The organism is Pseudarthrobacter sp. fls2-241-R2A-127 (assembly GCF_030209355.1).
In the GTDB taxonomy this organism is placed as follows: Bacteria; Actinomycetota; Actinomycetes; order Actinomycetales; family Micrococcaceae; genus Arthrobacter.
Genome location: NZ_JARVSF010000012.1, coordinates 49481 through 63712 on the forward strand (window position 1 = coordinate 49481; position 14232 = coordinate 63712).

Annotated in this window: 14 protein-coding genes; 6 read left to right on the plus strand and 8 right to left on the minus strand. The window is 67.3% G+C overall.

Translation table 11 applies throughout. The features are described 5' to 3' along the window. The first annotated feature begins 49 nt into the window (after positions 1-49). Entirely contained in the window at positions 50-529 is a 480-nt protein-coding gene (locus tag QRN53_RS09455; RefSeq protein WP_285243760.1) for a hypothetical protein, read from the plus strand. 77 nt (positions 530-606) lie between these two features. Further along, a complete protein-coding gene (trmB, locus tag QRN53_RS09460; protein WP_285243761.1) occupies positions 607-1530 on the plus strand; it encodes a tRNA (guanosine(46)-N7)-methyltransferase TrmB in 924 nt (307 codons plus the stop codon). A 45-nt stretch (positions 1531-1575) separates the two neighbouring features. Here the strand turns inward: trmB and QRN53_RS09465 are convergent, their stop codons facing one another. Next, positions 1576-2022 (minus strand): hypothetical protein, encoded by a 447-nt coding sequence (locus QRN53_RS09465; RefSeq protein WP_285243762.1) that lies wholly within the window; start codon positions 2020-2022, stop codon positions 1576-1578. Between the two features lie 3 nt (positions 2023-2025). Beyond that, positions 2026-3606 (minus strand): fimbrial protein, encoded by a 1581-nt coding sequence (locus tag QRN53_RS09470; protein WP_285243763.1) that lies wholly within the window; start codon positions 3604-3606, stop codon positions 2026-2028. A gap of 267 nt (positions 3607-3873) precedes the next feature. Here QRN53_RS09470 and QRN53_RS09475 point away from each other — a divergent pair, with 267 nt between their 5' ends. Beyond that, positions 3874-4692: a DUF1206 domain-containing protein gene (locus QRN53_RS09475; RefSeq protein ID WP_285243764.1), complete on the plus strand. Its 819-nt coding sequence runs from the start codon at positions 3874-3876 to the stop codon at positions 4690-4692. Positions 4693-4720: 28 nt separating this feature from the next. Then, positions 4721-5224 (plus strand): SRPBCC family protein, encoded by a 504-nt coding sequence (locus QRN53_RS09480; RefSeq protein WP_285243765.1) that lies wholly within the window; start codon positions 4721-4723, stop codon positions 5222-5224. Here the strand turns inward: QRN53_RS09480 and QRN53_RS09485 are convergent. Next, the gene (locus tag QRN53_RS09485; protein ID WP_285243766.1) at positions 5211-5867 is read right to left on the minus strand and encodes an anti-sigma factor family protein; all 657 of its coding nucleotides are present in this window, start codon (positions 5865-5867) and stop codon (positions 5211-5213) included. The genes QRN53_RS09480 and QRN53_RS09485 overlap by 14 nt on opposite strands. Further along, positions 5864-6364, minus strand: a complete 501-nt coding sequence (locus tag QRN53_RS09490) for a sigma-70 family RNA polymerase sigma factor (RefSeq protein ID WP_285243767.1) — start codon at positions 6362-6364, stop codon at positions 5864-5866. The genes QRN53_RS09485 and QRN53_RS09490 overlap by 4 nt, the downstream gene beginning before the upstream one ends. A gap of 253 nt (positions 6365-6617) precedes the next feature. Between QRN53_RS09490 and QRN53_RS09495 the strand changes: the two genes are divergently transcribed. Continuing rightward, on the plus strand, positions 6618-7166 hold the full coding sequence (locus QRN53_RS09495) for a COG4315 family predicted lipoprotein (protein WP_285243768.1): 549 nt from the start codon (positions 6618-6620) through the stop codon (positions 7164-7166). 22 nt (positions 7167-7188) lie between these two features. Here the strand turns inward: QRN53_RS09495 and QRN53_RS09500 are convergent, their stop codons facing one another. From QRN53_RS09500 to QRN53_RS09515, 4 genes are all read right to left on the minus strand, one after another. Continuing rightward, positions 7189-7953: a hypothetical protein gene (locus tag QRN53_RS09500; protein ID WP_285243769.1), complete on the minus strand. Its 765-nt coding sequence runs from the start codon at positions 7951-7953 to the stop codon at positions 7189-7191. Continuing rightward, the gene (locus QRN53_RS09505; protein WP_285243904.1) at positions 7946-8524 is read right to left on the minus strand and encodes an RNA polymerase sigma factor; all 579 of its coding nucleotides are present in this window, start codon (positions 8522-8524) and stop codon (positions 7946-7948) included. Before QRN53_RS09505 ends, QRN53_RS09500 begins: the two co-directional genes overlap by 8 nt. A gap of 168 nt (positions 8525-8692) precedes the next feature. Continuing rightward, positions 8693-9394, minus strand: a complete 702-nt coding sequence (locus QRN53_RS09510; RefSeq protein WP_285243770.1) for a protein tyrosine phosphatase — start codon at positions 9392-9394, stop codon at positions 8693-8695. Positions 9395-9617: 223 nt separating this feature from the next. Continuing rightward, a complete protein-coding gene (locus tag QRN53_RS09515) occupies positions 9618-10463 on the minus strand; it encodes a DMP19 family protein (protein ID WP_285243771.1) in 846 nt (281 codons plus the stop codon). A gap of 218 nt (positions 10464-10681) precedes the next feature. Between QRN53_RS09515 and QRN53_RS09520 the strand changes: the two genes are divergently transcribed. Beyond that, positions 10682-14158: a DEAD/DEAH box helicase gene (locus QRN53_RS09520; RefSeq protein WP_285243905.1), complete on the plus strand. Its 3477-nt coding sequence runs from the start codon at positions 10682-10684 to the stop codon at positions 14156-14158. The last annotated feature ends 74 nt before the right edge of the window (positions 14159-14232 follow it).

Here is a 14232-nt window from a genome sequence, read left to right on the forward strand (position 1 = left end):
GTTGTTACCAGCCGCCACGCACTTGGCGGCACCTAGCAAGGGGAACACCATGGAAACCACACCGCAGCCGGAATCACACCCTTCCGCGCCCGAGAGTCGGGCGCGGAAGGGTGGACCACTGGAGGGCACATCGCCGGAGAACGCACTGGCGGACGGGACAGGGCCGCCTCCCGTCCACGGCGGCCCTGTCCAGCCGCCGGGAATGCCCGGCCATAAAGCGACCAACAGCCTGGTCCTGGCGATCCTTGCCCCGCTCAGCATGCTCCTGACGGGACCGTTCGCCGGGTTGGCCATGCTCCTGACGTATTCGGACAACGGCTACTCCCGCACACCCTGGGTAGCTCCCTTCGTGCTGTTCAGCCTGCCTCTCCTCTTTGCCTTCCTCGGTCTCCGGCTGGCACTCCCAGCGCTGAAACAGTTGCCGCGGGGATCCGGAAGCCGGTCCGCGGCCGCAGTTGCCCTCTGCATCTGCGGTGTGGTCTTCGCCCTGGCACTCGGTCCCGCCCTGGACCTCGTAGGCGTGTTCTGAGCATCGGAGTGCTTCGGGCGCAGGGCATTCGCGGGGCTCCGATCGTCCGCTGTCCCCGCGGCGCTATTCTGGAAGGGATGAGCGAATCCCCTGAAAACCCCCAGCAGCCGCATGTCCCCAGGCCCGTTACGCCCGGAACCCAAGCTTCCTTCGGTACTTACGGCGGCCGGCCCGTCAGTTTCGTGCGCCGCGGCACCCGGCTTCAGGGCCGGCGGCAGGCCGCCTGGGCCGAGCACGCGGAGCGGTGGGCTGTGGACGTTCCCCGGCACGTTGCCAACACCTCGGTCCATCCCGACTACACCTTCGACGCCGCGGCCGAATTTGGCCGGGAGGCCCCGCTGGTCGTCGAGATCGGGTCCGGCCTGGGCGATGCCATCTGCCATGCGGCGGAACAGAATCCGGACACGGACTTCCTGGCCGTGGAGGTCTACACGCCCGGGCTCGCCAACACGATCATCAAGATCAACAGCCGGGGCCTGACCAACGTCCGCGTGGTGGAGGCGAATGCCCCCGAGGTATTGGCCACCATGCTTCCCTCCGGTTCCGTCAGCGAACTGTGGGTCTTCTTCCCGGATCCTTGGCATAAGTCGCGGCACCACAAGCGCCGCCTCATCCAGCCCGAGTTCGCCGGCCTGGCGGCAAAGGCGTTGAAACCCGGCGGCCTGTTCCGGATCGCTACCGACTGGTCCAACTACGCCATTCATGTCCGGGACGTCATGGCCGGCTCAGCGGACTTCGAAAACCTGCACACCGGCGAACGCCGCGGCCCCGAAAGCCCGCTGACCCAGGTGTGGCAGTCCGGCGTCGAATCGCTGGTGGGCGGTGCACCTGTCAGGGAGGGACGGGCACCCGTAAGCACGGGGCACACCGGTCCCAATGAGGGCGTTGACGAAACCGGCGGCTGGGCGCCCCGGTTCGAAGGCAGGATCCGGACCAGCTTCGAGGCGAAGGCACACGAGGCCGGCCGGCTGATCTTCGATCTCTGCTACCGCCGCCGCTGAACCGCGGGACCGCGCGAGCGGTTCTAGCGGTGCGAGCGGGGGGCGCTAGCCCACGTTGATCGCGGCCACGATTTCCTTGAGCATGTCCAGCCTGGGCTCCGCCTCCGGGTTCAGGTACGGCCAGATCACCACCACGCCGATGAACCGGCCGCTTTCCCATACGCCGACGGTGGCTGCCACCTTTGCCGACCCTTCGGCGTCGTCATAACCCACCACCACGCCGTACGCGGACTTGCCGGGAAGGTTCAGCTCGCCCTCGGCCAGCAGTGTGCCGCCGCGCTCCTCGCGATAGAAATCCGACATCAGGTGTGCCCATCCGTTGGCCTGCGGCGCGTCCTGCACGGAGGTGTCGTCCTTGATCACGGTGACCAGGACGCCGCCGAGCAGCCCGTATTGTTCGCTGTTGGGGCCGGCCGTAGAGTCGTCCAGGACCTGGGTGTGCTCGGGGAAGTCTGCGGTGAAGCCCAGCGGGGATTCGATGTGCACTGACATGGTTCAGAGCCTCTCGAGCTTGGTGTCGTTGGGGACTTTATAGTACGTGGAGATATTGGTGGTGGACTGGTTCTCGGTTTTCACTTCCACTTCGCCCAACTTCACATCGAATCCGGCCTCGTTCTTGGCGGTTACCACGGAGTTCACCTGGACGGTGGCGGAGCCGGCCTCGTAAAGCTTGGCGGCATCCCGGGCAGCGCCGGCTTCATCGCCGAGGGCAACGTTGCGCAAGTAGCTGTCAATGACGGGCCGGTTTTCCGGGGAGTAATCCACATCGATCTTGACCGTGCCCTGCGTGCCTGCTGTGACGGTGGAGTCAAACTTTGCGGCCTTCGCATCCACGCCTTCGGTTGCCCCCTGCGCCACGGTCCCATCCATGGACACGGACACCGAATCGATGTTGTTGCTCTTGTCCATGTTGACCTGCAGTCCACCCTTGCCGGATGCTTCGAACACCCGTCCGTCCAGGTTGAGCTTGCCTTGCGCCGAGACCTCGCCGCTGGCCGTCGACGTCCCATCGGTCAGGTTGCGCTCATAGGCAAGGTCGAGTTTCGCCGAGCCGGACGCCGTGCCGGATTCGCCCGAGGCTTCCAGCGAGAACGTTCCCTTTGCCTTGTCCGTCTGGCCGGTTGACCCGTTGTCGCTGGCGGCATGGTTGATCCTGTCCAGGATGTATCCGGGCGGGTTGCCGGCCACGTCCTTGATGTCTCCGATGCTGTCCGGAGGCAGGTCCTTGTACATCTGCGCACGGGCCGCCATGGCCTCCTCGACGGTGGCGAACTTGTACTCCCGGGAGACTTCGCCGGTCAGGGTGGCGCCCGCCGTGCCGGAGGTGTCGTTGACGCCCAGGCCCATGTTTCCGTACACCTTCATGGTGGCGGAGCCGTCCGCGTTCTCCACCACTTCCGTGCCCACTTCGGCGCCACCGTGGACCCACGCCACCCGGGCCTCGATGGAGGCCTTGCCCGTCTCCGAGTAGATCGGAATATCCGCCTTGGCCAGTTCCTGGAGGTGGTGCTTGGCCAATTCCTGGGCGGCGGCGGGGATGCCGCCGTCCATGCGCATCAGGTCCTCCGCGAAGGGCCCGTTGCTGCCTGCGCCCTCAATCAGGTACTTGCGGTCCGCCTCTGACAGGCTGTCCCACCATTTGGCCTGTTCTTCCGGGCTGGCGTTGACCATGCGGTCCAGCGCGGTCTCGAGTTCCTGGCGGTGTTCGGCTGCGGCCTTGGCCGCCTCGCCCTTCTCCTTCAGCCATTCCCGGGCCTGTGCGGCCAGCGAAGTGAGCCGGTCCCAGGTGCTGGTCCCGGAACCGCCGGAACCTGCGGTGGAGGCCTTCTCCTGTTCGTCGGCCTGCCGCATGAGGATCTTTGAGTTTTCCCGCAGGCTGGCCACCACCTTGTCCAGGCTGGGCCTGTGGCTGCCGCTCCACTCCTGGCGGAAGCGCTCACCGTCGCGCCCCTTCCAGGGGGCGGACTGGATCTGGCTGTGCAGGGTGCCGGCGCGGCTGCTCAACAGGGACGCGGCCTGGTCCGCTGCCTTGGCCAGAGCCCGCAACTGGCTGATGTCAGCGCCGTAAAAAGTCATCGTTTCCCCCGGGAAGTGTGCGGTGCGTGTGAATCGCTGGTCCTTATGGTTGCACAGGTGGCCGGCCCCGGCGATGGGGATCCCTCCCCATCCCCCGTCACCCGGGAACCCGGGTGGGCCGCGCGGCGGCCCGCGGTGAGCCGGGCCCCCAGCTGTGGGCCCGGCTGTTCCGGACCGGGCCGGCGTGGCACGATTGCCATTGTAAGAAGGGCACGCACACCAGCGCACTACCGCGCTTGTCCAAAAGGAACGACGATCAAAAAAGAATTGCAACAGGCCGTTGATAAGGCCGAAGACGTCACGAATTCGCGTGTCCTGGAGATTCTTGCCCGGCTGGGTTTTGCGGTCAGCGGCATCCTGCACCTGCTGGTGGGTGCGATTGCTATCCGGCTGGCCGTGGGCGGCACCGGCAGTGCCGATTTCAGCGGCGCCGTGGCCGAGTTGGCCACCATGCCTGTTGGCCCCTTCCTGTTGTGGGGCAGTTTCGCGGCCTGCGCCGCCTTGTCGTTGTGGCAGACCAGCGATGCGATCTTCGATTTCAACCACCAGCCCACCAAAACAAAAGCCAAGAACAAGGCCAAGGCCGTGCTGCAGGCAATTGTCTATGCCGTGCTGGCCTTGACGCTGTGGCACTTCGTCACGGGCACCGGCTCCGGCGGCGACAATCGCAAGGCCACCAGCGACTTCACTGTTTCCGTGATGGTGGCCCCCGGCGGCGTGGTTCTGCTGGTGGTGATCGGCCTGGCGGTGGCTGTCACCGGCGTGGTCTACGGCATCAGGGGACCCAAGAAATCCTTCCAGAAGCAACTGCGGATGCCCTCCCCCGGCCCGGCCCGGACGGCCGTGACCGCCTTGGGCGTGACCGGCTACCTCGCGAAGGGCACCGTGCTCCTGCTCGCAGGCCTGCTGATCGTCGTGGCCACGGTGAAACAGCACCCGGAAGACTCCACTGGCCTGGACGGCGGACTGCGCGCACTCCGCGACCAACCCATGGGCCCGTACCTCCTGGCCGCGGTGGGAGCGGGATTGATTTGCTACGGCGCGTACATGGTGATGCGCGCCCGGTTGGCCAAAATGAGCAAGTAACCGGCCCGGGTGTGGCTAGGGTTGAAGGATGCCACAAGTCCGTGCCGAGCGTTTGATCCGCGTCGACCCCGAGACGGCCTTCGCCCTTTCCCAGACCACAGGGGCCTTCCGGCTCCGGTGGGACCCCTTCATTTCCGCTCAGTCCTTCCTTGACGGCGCCAAGGCGCCGGCGAAGGGCGTCCGGACCCGCACCAGGTCGCGGCTGGGCCTGACCATGGTCAGCCGGTACGTCTCCTTCGCCCCGCCGCGCAGCGTCGGGATGACCATGGTGTCCGGTCCGTGGTTCTTCGATAATTTCGGCGGCGGCTGGCGCTTTACCGGGGACGGCGACGGCACACGGGCAGTCTGGAAGTACACCTTTTCTTGCCGGCCCGCCGTCCTCCGGGCAGCAATGGAGCGGATCGGCAGCCGGCTTCTGGGGTACGAGATCGAACGGCGGATCGAGGCCTTCGCCCGCGCCTGCGAGGACGAGGCGCTGGTGGCAGAGTTCCGGGCGATGCAGCAGAGGGCGGAGGGGCCTAGGGAACGGTGATTACGGCCACCGCATGCTGGGCGCCGTCGCGCAGTTCAACGCTGGAGATGCTGGCCAGCTGGATGGGCGTTGCCCCGGTGACCTTGACCTTCCCCGTGGCGGTGGCGGACCAGGCGCAGGCACGGTCCTCTCCGCCGGCACGGTCGCGGACCCACAGCGAGAGAGTTCCGTCCGGGGGAAGACTGCTGCCGCTCACCGCGAGCTCGGTCCCCCAGGCTTTGCGTGCCATGTCGATGTGGACCTGCAGCCCGTCCCCCAGGGCCACGGAGTAGGTTGCATCCGGCTGCGGCGGCCTGACCAGCAAGGGCCCCACCGCCAGGCCCACTGCCAGGCATGCCGCCGCAACGGCGCCCGCCAAAGCCACCCACCGCCGTCGTACGGTCCGACGCCGGCGGGACAGTTCGGCGAAAAGGCGGGCGGGAACGCTGTTCCCGACGTCCTCGTTGCCTCCGGGGGCGGCGGTGAGCGCCAGGGCGTCGGGGACGGGGAGGGCGTCCAGGAGCACGGGCACCTTTTCCAGCGAGGCCAGTTCCTTGCGGCAAGTGGCGCAGTCCTGGAGGTGGGTTTCGAAGAGGGCGAGGTCCTGGGGATCGAGGCCGCCCAGGACGTAGGCCCCGAGCAGGTGGTGCGGGTTGGGGCTCACCGTTCCACCCCCATCTCGTCCAGGATGGTGCGCAGGGCCCGGAGCCCGTAGTAGGCACGGGACTTGACCGTTCCGCTGGGGATATTGAGCTGGACTGCTGCCTCGTTGACCGTGAACCGGCGGTAGTGCAGGGCCACCAGGACCTCGCGGTGTTCCTTGCTCAGCCTCAACAGCGCTTCCTCCATCAAAACCCGATTAAGCATTTCGTCGACGCGCCCCACCACCTCGACGGGATCTGCGAGGCCGCTTCCAAGGGCCTCGGCCGGCCGGCGTTGGCTCCGGCGATAGTTGTCGATCATCACGTTCCTGGCTGTGCGGTACAGGTAGCTGCGGAAACTGCCGTTGATGTCCGGGGCGTGCTGCCAGACGCGGAGCACGGTTTCCTGGACCACGTCCTCCGCCAGCTGCGGATCCCGGGTGGCGCTGAGCACAAAGCGGCGCAGGGCGCTGCCGTGCTCGCGGTAGATTGCCTCCACCACGCTGTCATCGAGCGGCATCCCACTCCTCCCGTCACCTGGCGTGGAGCCGAAACACTCCGCTTCCGGCTGTTACGACGCCGGCGGGGCGGAAACGGTTCAATCGGCTGCTGCGGGCCCTGCCGGCCGGCCTCAGGCAGGCCCGTGAATTCCCCGGTCCGTGCATTCTGCCGGTGTGTGAACCATTCTTCACCCGGAGGCGTCGTAGGGGTTAGCGTCCGGTGATCCGACGCCGGGCCCTACCTAGGAAAGAATCCAGCCAAGGGAGCACACCATGAAGCACCATCTCGGCCCGGGCCTGGCGATCCTGGCCCTCGCCACAGCCCTCGCCGGCTGCGGCAGCAGCTCCGGCACCGCACCCGCTGCCAACAGCCCCGCCACGGGCACCGCGGCTTCCCCATCCCCCGCCTCGTCCGCTTCGCCCGCAGTGTCATCTCCGCAGGCGGGTGCCGCCGTCGAGCTTAAGACGGCGTCCTCCTCGGCGGCGGGCAGCATCGTGGTGGACGGAAAGGGAATGAGCCTCTACTTCTTCACCAAGGACACCAAGGATTCCGGCACCAGCGCGTGCACCGGCTCTTGCGCCGTCCAGTGGCCGCCGCTGACCACTACATCGGGGACACCCACAGCGGAGGGGGTCACCGGCAAGCTGGGGACCATCACCGGCGCGGACGGAAAGAAGCAGGTGACGCTGAACGGCATGCCCCTGTACTACTTCGCCAAGGACACCAAACCCGGTGACACCCTGGGGCAGGGCATCGGTGGCGTGTGGTTCCTGTCCGATCCGTCGGGGGCCATGGCCAAGGCTCCGGGGCAGGCCTACTGACCTCCCTCGAATGCGGTCCGGACTACTTCAGGGGAACGTCCGTGGCTTTGCCGGGGAGCGGGACCCCGGTGGGGATGGGGACCGGCAGTTTCGGTGCCTGCTCCACGCCCTTCCTGACCTCCCCGGGGACGTCCGTGGGAAGTGACGGTTCCGCCGGGACCCCGGCCGGTTTCTGTGCCGGGGCAGCGGTGGATCCGTGGGTGGGGGTGCTGCCCGGCCGCACGGCAGCGGACGACGACGCCCCGCCGGCGGGTGCCGGAGCGGTTGCGGATGCCGCCGGGACAGCTTCCGGGCTGGCCCCTGAGGGCCGGGTCGCCGCGGGACCCGGCAACGGTGCTTCCCCGCCCTTGGTGCCTGCGGGGGCGGCGGTGGTACCGGTCACGAACGAGGTGACCGCATGGTTCAGCTGGCTGAACGAATCACGGAAACTTTGATCGGAGGCAGCGGCGACGGCGCCGCCGGCTGCGAGGGAGGCGGCCACGGAGAGCGTGGTGAGCGTGATGCGGCGCTTGGCCCTCCGGCGCGCGGCGAGTTCATCCGCCGGTTCCGCCGCGGGAAGCACCGACGTGACCGGGGAAGAAGTGGCGGGAAGAACCGCCGTGGCGGTGGCGCCAGTGGGCGCACCTGCCATCAGTGCGGCGATGTCGGCTGAAGGCGCCGGGGCTCCGGCTGCCAGCGAACGCAGGTCGAGCAGGGCGTCACGGAGCTGTCCGTCGTCGTCGACGCCTGCCTCCAGCAGAAGCCGGTCAACCATCCCGTCGTTGCGGGATCCTGCGGTATCACTCATGATTCGCCTGGTTTCTCTTGAGCGTTTGTGCCTTAAGGTTCTGCAGGGCGCGGCGCTGAAGCTGTTTGATGGCTCCGGCGCTCTTGCCCATGATGGCGGCCACCTGTTCGATGGACAGGTCCGCCACGACGCGAAGGGCCAGGACCTCCTGGTGTTCTTCGCTGAGCCCTTCCAGCATGGCGGCGGCTCCGCCGGTTAGTTCAACGGCGTGGTCCTCCGCGGACGGGGTTGTCCTGCCGTCGTGCTGGGGGTCGTATGGTGTCAGCCGCGGGCGTCGCTCCAGCCGGCGGTAGTGGTCCACCATGCGGGCGTGGGCGATGGAAAAGATCAGCGACTTAGCGCCCTGCAGGCCCCCGGTGAGGGTGCCGATCCTGGGATAGAACGCCATGAAGACGTCCTGGGTGACAGCTTCGGGGTCATCAAGTCCGCGTGCTTTGAGGTAGCCCTGCACCGGCCCTGCGAAGGTCTTGTAGGCAGCAGCGAAGAACGCCGCCGGATCCGTTCCGGCTGCGTTGTCGAATATGTCGAACTCTTCTTGGGCCAAAGTGTCTAGCACCAGCGGCTCCTCCATCCCGGGGCCCGGCTCGCGCCTTTTCCCGGTTTCCGGTACGGACTGCCAGTTCACGTGGTCTTTCGGCTGCCTTCGTGCGGGTTGTTCAGGGGTGCTGTCCCCGGCATGCGCACCCCGCCCGGCTGCCCGGACTGCGGCCGCAGCCGCAGTCCAGACTAGCCAACTGCCTTAGCGGACCGAAACTGAAGGCGCGTGGGCAGTGTTGCCGCCCACTGCGGGAACGGCCGGAACGGCGGGAACGGTGGTGTTGCCCTCGGTGCCCGGAACGGCAGGGACAGCCGGCACGGCAGGCGCGGACGGAACCTCGGGCTTTTCGGCCTCAACCGAGGCGGATCCCTTGGCAGCGGCGGCAGCCTTGGCGGCAACGTCGGCCTTGGCTACGACGTCGGCGCAGTAGCTCTTGATGTTCGCGTCACCCTTGGCGGCGATGGACAGCGAGGAGAACGCCTGCGAGGAAGCGTTGAGTCCGCCGTGGGTGAAGGCGGTGCAGAGGCCCAGGGCTGCCGGACCGGCAGCGTCAACAGCGGTCTTGGCTTCCGCGGAAGCGGTGGTGTTGGCGGAAACCTTGTCGTCATCGGCCTTGGCGGTGGCGGTGGCCTTGGCGGTGGCATCCTCGGAAGCGTCAGCGGTCTTCAGGGCGTCGGAAACGGCGGCGGTGGCGGTGGGCGCCGGGGTGGCCTGGCCGTTGGCTGCGGCGTCGGTGCCGAGCTTGGGGGCCGGTGCGCCGAAGACTTCGTGGGCCGTCTGCTGGGCCTGGGCGGGCAGGACGCCCGAGATGGCAGCGGCGCCGGTTCCTCCAACGGCCAGGGTTCCTGCAGCCAGGACTCCGGCGGCGACTTTGCTGGTGGCGAGCACGGTGAACACAGACATTTAACTTCTCCAAACCTAGACAACAAGTCCGATTGGGCCCGGCTGGCGGACCCATCACTGACTACATCGCCGGAGCCCGCGCGGAGGTTACGGGTGTCCGGTTTTTATTTTTCCGGTCTCCCCGGGCGAAGGCGCGGGACAGCTGATCCACTCCCGCCCCGCGCCTCTTCGTTTATGCGGAAACCCTGGGGCCGCGCCGGCCCCGGGGATGCCGCCCGCGCTGCTAGGCCTCGATCAGGTCTGCGTCCTCGAATTCCACGGCGGCCACGATTTCCTGCGTCTCGGGGTTGATCATGAACGCCTCCTCGTCCTCTTCCACCATGAGGAAGTCGCCGTTGTCGGTGCTGAAGTGCCACGCCAGCGTCTTCTCACCGTCGTGAATGTAGTTGGGGTCGCCCATGGTGATCTTCGTGAGCTCGTAGCCGGCAATACCGCACAGTTCGCGGATGATCACTTCGAAGTCCGGGGCATCCTCCAGGGCTTCGGCGTCGGCCTGGGCGCGGCGTTCGGGAAGGTCCGGGATGTGCGCAACCAGGCCCTGGATGTAGGGGCCCACCTCTTCGTCATCGAGCACCACAAGGTCTGCCTGGCGGCGCAGCCAGGCGGCGTTGAGCGCCGTAATGTTCTCCTGCTCCAGCAGTTCCTCGAATTCGCCGTCCAGCTCCTCCATCCGGAGGACGGCGTCGGGAACGTCCCCGCTGTCATCGACGCTGCCGTCCAGGTAGTGCTCGGTGTCCTCCTCGGACAACGCGTCGTAGCATTCGACGGACCGGTTGAACAGTTCCAGGTGTGCGGTGGCGCCCATGCCCGCCATGCCCTCGCGGATGAGGGTGTCCGTCGCGGCACGGTCGACCGCCAGGAAGGCGTACTGCGCGAAGCCGCCCTCCAGCGCCTGCGTCAGGTAGAAATCGACGTAATAGCTGCGGACGGCCACCGGAGACATTTCCTCCGTGTGGAGCAGTGCCGTATGCATGGCGTCGACGACGGTGACGTTGGCCTGCACCGCCTCCTCATCGCTCGCTTCGATACTGCTGCTGGTCAGGACGACGGGCTGGGGCGTGGTGATCATGGAAATCCTCGCTGCTGGCATGGTGGTGCTCCGGACGCTTTTCACGCTACGGGGGCCAGTTCACGGCAGCGTCGAGGAGGAAGTGAACGTCAAGCGAAGTTTCCGAGGCGGCCCGGAAAGACGGCGGGCATGGCCTTGCCGGCGGGCGAACTAAGATGGATCAGATAACCACCCACCGGACCCGGCTCCGCCGTGGCCTGCTGAAAGTAGCGCGCACCATGCCATCCCAACCGGACGAAAGTGCGGCACTGGCAATACAGACACCCGCCATCAACGACCGCTCCCTCGCGGCCGGGCTGGCGTATGCCATGGCCAGCAGGGTTTCGGGCATGTCGTTCGACGCCGGCACCGGGCTCATGCTGGGCAAGGTCCGGGGCGGCGCGGAAGTTCCGTACTCCACCACCGCCAAGCTGGTCCGCAAGGCAGGCGGGTGGAGCTGCACCGTAGGCGTGTGCAGCTGCCCTGTCCGCAAGGACTGCAAGCATGTGGCTGCCCTGCTCTTCGCGGCGGAGGACAACCCGGCCATCCGGATGCAGCTGCTGGCCCCGTCCACGGCCACGCAGGTGTCCCGCGCCCCCTCGGCAGCCCTCTCGGACTGGGAACAGGCCCTCAGCCCGCTGATTTCCCAGCCCGGCGCCGCCCCGTCCACCAGTGGTATCCCCCTGGCGCTGCAGTTCGAGATTGAAGAGCCGCCGCCGCATTTCTCCTACACCGGCCGCCGCGACCCGGTGCGGGGTGTGCGCCAGCTCAAGGTCCGGCCGGTGATCATGGGGGCCAAGGGTAAGTGGATCCGCGGAGACGTTTCCTGGAACACCCTGAGCTACCTGAATTTCCGGCGCGAATCGAACCAGGCGCATGTGGAGTGGATGCAGGAGTTCCTGGCCGGCCATTCTTCCTCCGCCAGCAGGACGCACAATTCAGCGGGCCTGTGGCTGGGCCTGAACTCCTACGCCGGGAAGAACCTGTGGAGCCTGCTCTCCGATGCCAGGAAGATCGGGCTCGCACTTGTCCACTCGCGTGGCACTGAGCCGGTCCGGGTCGCGGAGTCCCCCGCCGCCGTCGGACTTTCCCTGAGCAGGTTCGGGGCACCGGCGGACGGCGCACCGGCCCGCCCGGAAGCGTCCGGCAGTGCGGTCTCCGACGCCGGGCTGGAGTTGTCGCCCACCATCGCCGTGGAGGGGGAAGAGGTTGATCCGGCGGCGGTGGGAACCATCGGCCGGCCCGCCCACGGCCTCTTCTTCACCTCCGGCGAGGCTGCACTGCCGGGCGTCCCGGACCCGGACGGCGCCATTACGCTGGCACCCCTGGAGACCGGGCTGAGCGAGGAGCTCCTGGCGTTCGTCACGGCCGGCAGCACCCTCCACATTCCTGCCAAGGACGAGTCGCGCTTCCTCACGGGCTTCTACCCGAAACTCAAGCAGGCCGCCAGGGTCACGGCACGGGATGAGTCGGTGGAACTCCCCGAGCTCGCAGTTCCCACGCTGTCCCTGCTGGCCAACTACGGGGCGGACCACCGGGTGCGGCTGCACTGGGAGTGGCACTACCGCACCGGGAAACTGGTCACCGCACAGCCGCTGTGGCGGCACCCTGGCGACCAGGGGTACCGGGACGACACCGCCGAGTCCCGCATCCTTGAAGGAATCGGCCAGCCCTGGGACACCGTATCCGCCCTCGGCGAGTCCGCCACCGGCGGCTGGGGCACTCCGCGCCTGGCGGCGTCTGTGGAACTCAAAGGCCTGGACACGCTGGCGTTCACCGAGGAAGTGCTGCCCCGGCTGCGGGAAGCACCGGATGTGGACGTGGAAACCGTCGGCGAGATCGCCGACTACCGCGAAGCGGAGGAAGCGCCGGTGGTGTCCATCTCCACCAAGGCCACCGAACAGCGGGACTGGTTCGACCTCGGCATCCAGATTTCCCTCGAGGGCCAGCCCGTTTCCTTCGCCGCCGTGTTCTCCGCGCTCGCCGCCGGGCAGACCAAGATGCTGCTGCCCAGCGGCGCCTACTTCTCGCTGGACCTGCCGGAACTGCACCAGTTGCGGGCGCTGATCGAGGAAGCCCGCTCGCTGCAGGACAACAAGGATGCGCCGCTGCAGATCAGCCGCTTCCAGGCAGGGCTCTGGGACGAGCTGGCGCAGCTGGGCATCGTGGACCAGCAGGCTGCCGCGTGGCGCTCGGCCGTTGGCGGCCTCCTGGAAGGTGGCGTGGACGGGCTGCCGCTGCCTGCGTCCCTGAACGCGGAGCTGCGCCCGTACCAGCTGGAGGGCTACAACTGGCTCAGCTTCCTCTACAAGCATGGGCTGGGAGGCGTCCTGGCCGACGACATGGGCCTGGGCAAGACCGTGCAGGCGCTGGCACTGATGTGCGCCGCGAAGGACCAGGCCGACACGGCAGCTTCGTCCCTGGAAACGCCCGACGCCGGTGCTGCCGCCGGCGCTGAAGGCCGGCCGGCCGCGGGCGCACCCTTCCTGGTGGTGGCACCCACCAGCGTGGTGGGCAACTGGGCGCTTGAGGCCGCGCGCTTCGCCCCCGGCCTGACCGTCCGCACGGTGGGCGAGACATTCGGCAAGAGCGGCCAGGACGTGGCCGAGGCCCTGGGCGGGGCCGACGTCGTCATCACCTCCTACGCTTTGTTCCGCATCGACTATGAGGCCTACGCCTCCCGCACGTGGGCCGGGCTGGTCCTGGACGAGGCGCAGTTCGTCAAGAACCACCAGTCCAAGGCCTACCAGTGCGCCCGGAAGCTGCCGGCGGCGTTCAAGCTGGCCATCACCGGCACCCCGCTGGAGAACAACCTGATGGAGTTCTGGGCCCTGACGTCCATCGTGGCTCCCGGCTTGTTCTCCAGCCCCAAGCGTTTTGCCGAGTACTACCAGAAGCCGGTGGAAAAGAACGGCGACAAGGGGCAGCTCGAGAAGCTCAGGCGCCGGGTCCGGCCGCTGATGATGCGGCGCACCAAGGACCAGGTGATCAAGGACCTGCCACCGAAGCAGGAGCAAATCCTGGAAGTGGTACTGAATCCGCGGCACCAGAAGGTGTACCAGACGCACCTGCAGCGCGAACGGCAAAAGATCCTGGGGCTGATCGAGGACGTCAACAAGAACCGCTTCACCATTTTCCAGTCGCTGACGCTGCTGCGGCAGCTCAGCCTGGACGTGTCACTGGTGGATCCGTCCTTGTCCGCAGTAAGGTCCTCCAAGCTCGATGTGCTGTTCGAGCAGCTGGAGGACCTGGTGGCCGAGGGGCACCGCGCACTGATCTTCAGCCAGTTCACCGGGTTCCTGGGGAAGGTGCGGGAGCGGCTGGACGAGGAAAAGATCGAATACTGCTACCTGGACGGCGGCACCCGGAACCGTGCCGACGTGGTCAGCGAATTCAAGAACGGCAGCGCCCCGGTGTTCCTGATTTCGCTCAAGGCCGGCGGCTTCGGGCTCAACCTCACCGAGGCGGACTACGTCTTCCTCCTGGATCCCTGGTGGAACCCGGCCTCGGAGGCGCAGGCCGTGGACCGGACGCACCGCATTGGGCAGGCCCGGAACGTGATGGTGTACCGGCTCGTGGCCAAGGACACCATCGAGGAGAAGGTCATGGCGCTGAAGACCCGGAAGTCGCAGCTGTTCGCGGACGTCATGGAGGGCGATGCCCTGTCCGGCGGCGCCATCACGGCCGAGGACCTGGCGGGGTTGTTCAAGGAGTAGCGAACCGCGTTGGCTCGCCGCCCGTTCCCGCATATGCTGTTCTCCACCGCAAAACTACAACGTTGGAGAATACT

Bases quoted from the DNA above. Each gene is read 5' to 3' on its own strand.
- QRN53_RS09455 (WP_285243760.1), top strand. From the start codon at position 50: ATGGAAACCACACCGCAGCCGGAATCACACCCTTCCGCGCCCGAGAGT.
- trmB (WP_285243761.1), top strand. From the start codon at position 607: ATGAGCGAATCCCCTGAAAACCCCCAGCAGCCGCATGTCCCCAGGCCC.
- QRN53_RS09465 (WP_285243762.1), bottom strand. From the start codon at position 2,022: ATGTCAGTGCACATCGAATCCCCGCTGGGCTTCACCGCAGACTTCCCC.
- QRN53_RS09470 (WP_285243763.1), bottom strand. From the start codon at position 3,606: ATGACTTTTTACGGCGCTGACATCAGCCAGTTGCGGGCTCTGGCCAAG.
- QRN53_RS09480 (WP_285243765.1), top strand. From the start codon at position 4,721: ATGCCACAAGTCCGTGCCGAGCGTTTGATCCGCGTCGACCCCGAGACG.
- QRN53_RS09490 (WP_285243767.1), bottom strand. From the start codon at position 6,364: ATGCCGCTCGATGACAGCGTGGTGGAGGCAATCTACCGCGAGCACGGC.
- QRN53_RS09495 (WP_285243768.1), top strand. From the start codon at position 6,618: ATGAAGCACCATCTCGGCCCGGGCCTGGCGATCCTGGCCCTCGCCACA.
- QRN53_RS09500 (WP_285243769.1), bottom strand. From the start codon at position 7,953: ATGAGTGATACCGCAGGATCCCGCAACGACGGGATGGTTGACCGGCTT.
- QRN53_RS09505 (WP_285243904.1), bottom strand. From the start codon at position 8,524: ATGGAGGAGCCGCTGGTGCTAGACACTTTGGCCCAAGAAGAGTTCGAC.
- QRN53_RS09510 (WP_285243770.1), bottom strand. From the start codon at position 9,394: ATGTCTGTGTTCACCGTGCTCGCCACCAGCAAAGTCGCCGCCGGAGTC.
- QRN53_RS09515 (WP_285243771.1), bottom strand. From the start codon at position 10,463: ATGATCACCACGCCCCAGCCCGTCGTCCTGACCAGCAGCAGTATCGAA.
- QRN53_RS09520 (WP_285243905.1), top strand. From the start codon at position 10,682: ATGCCATCCCAACCGGACGAAAGTGCGGCACTGGCAATACAGACACCC.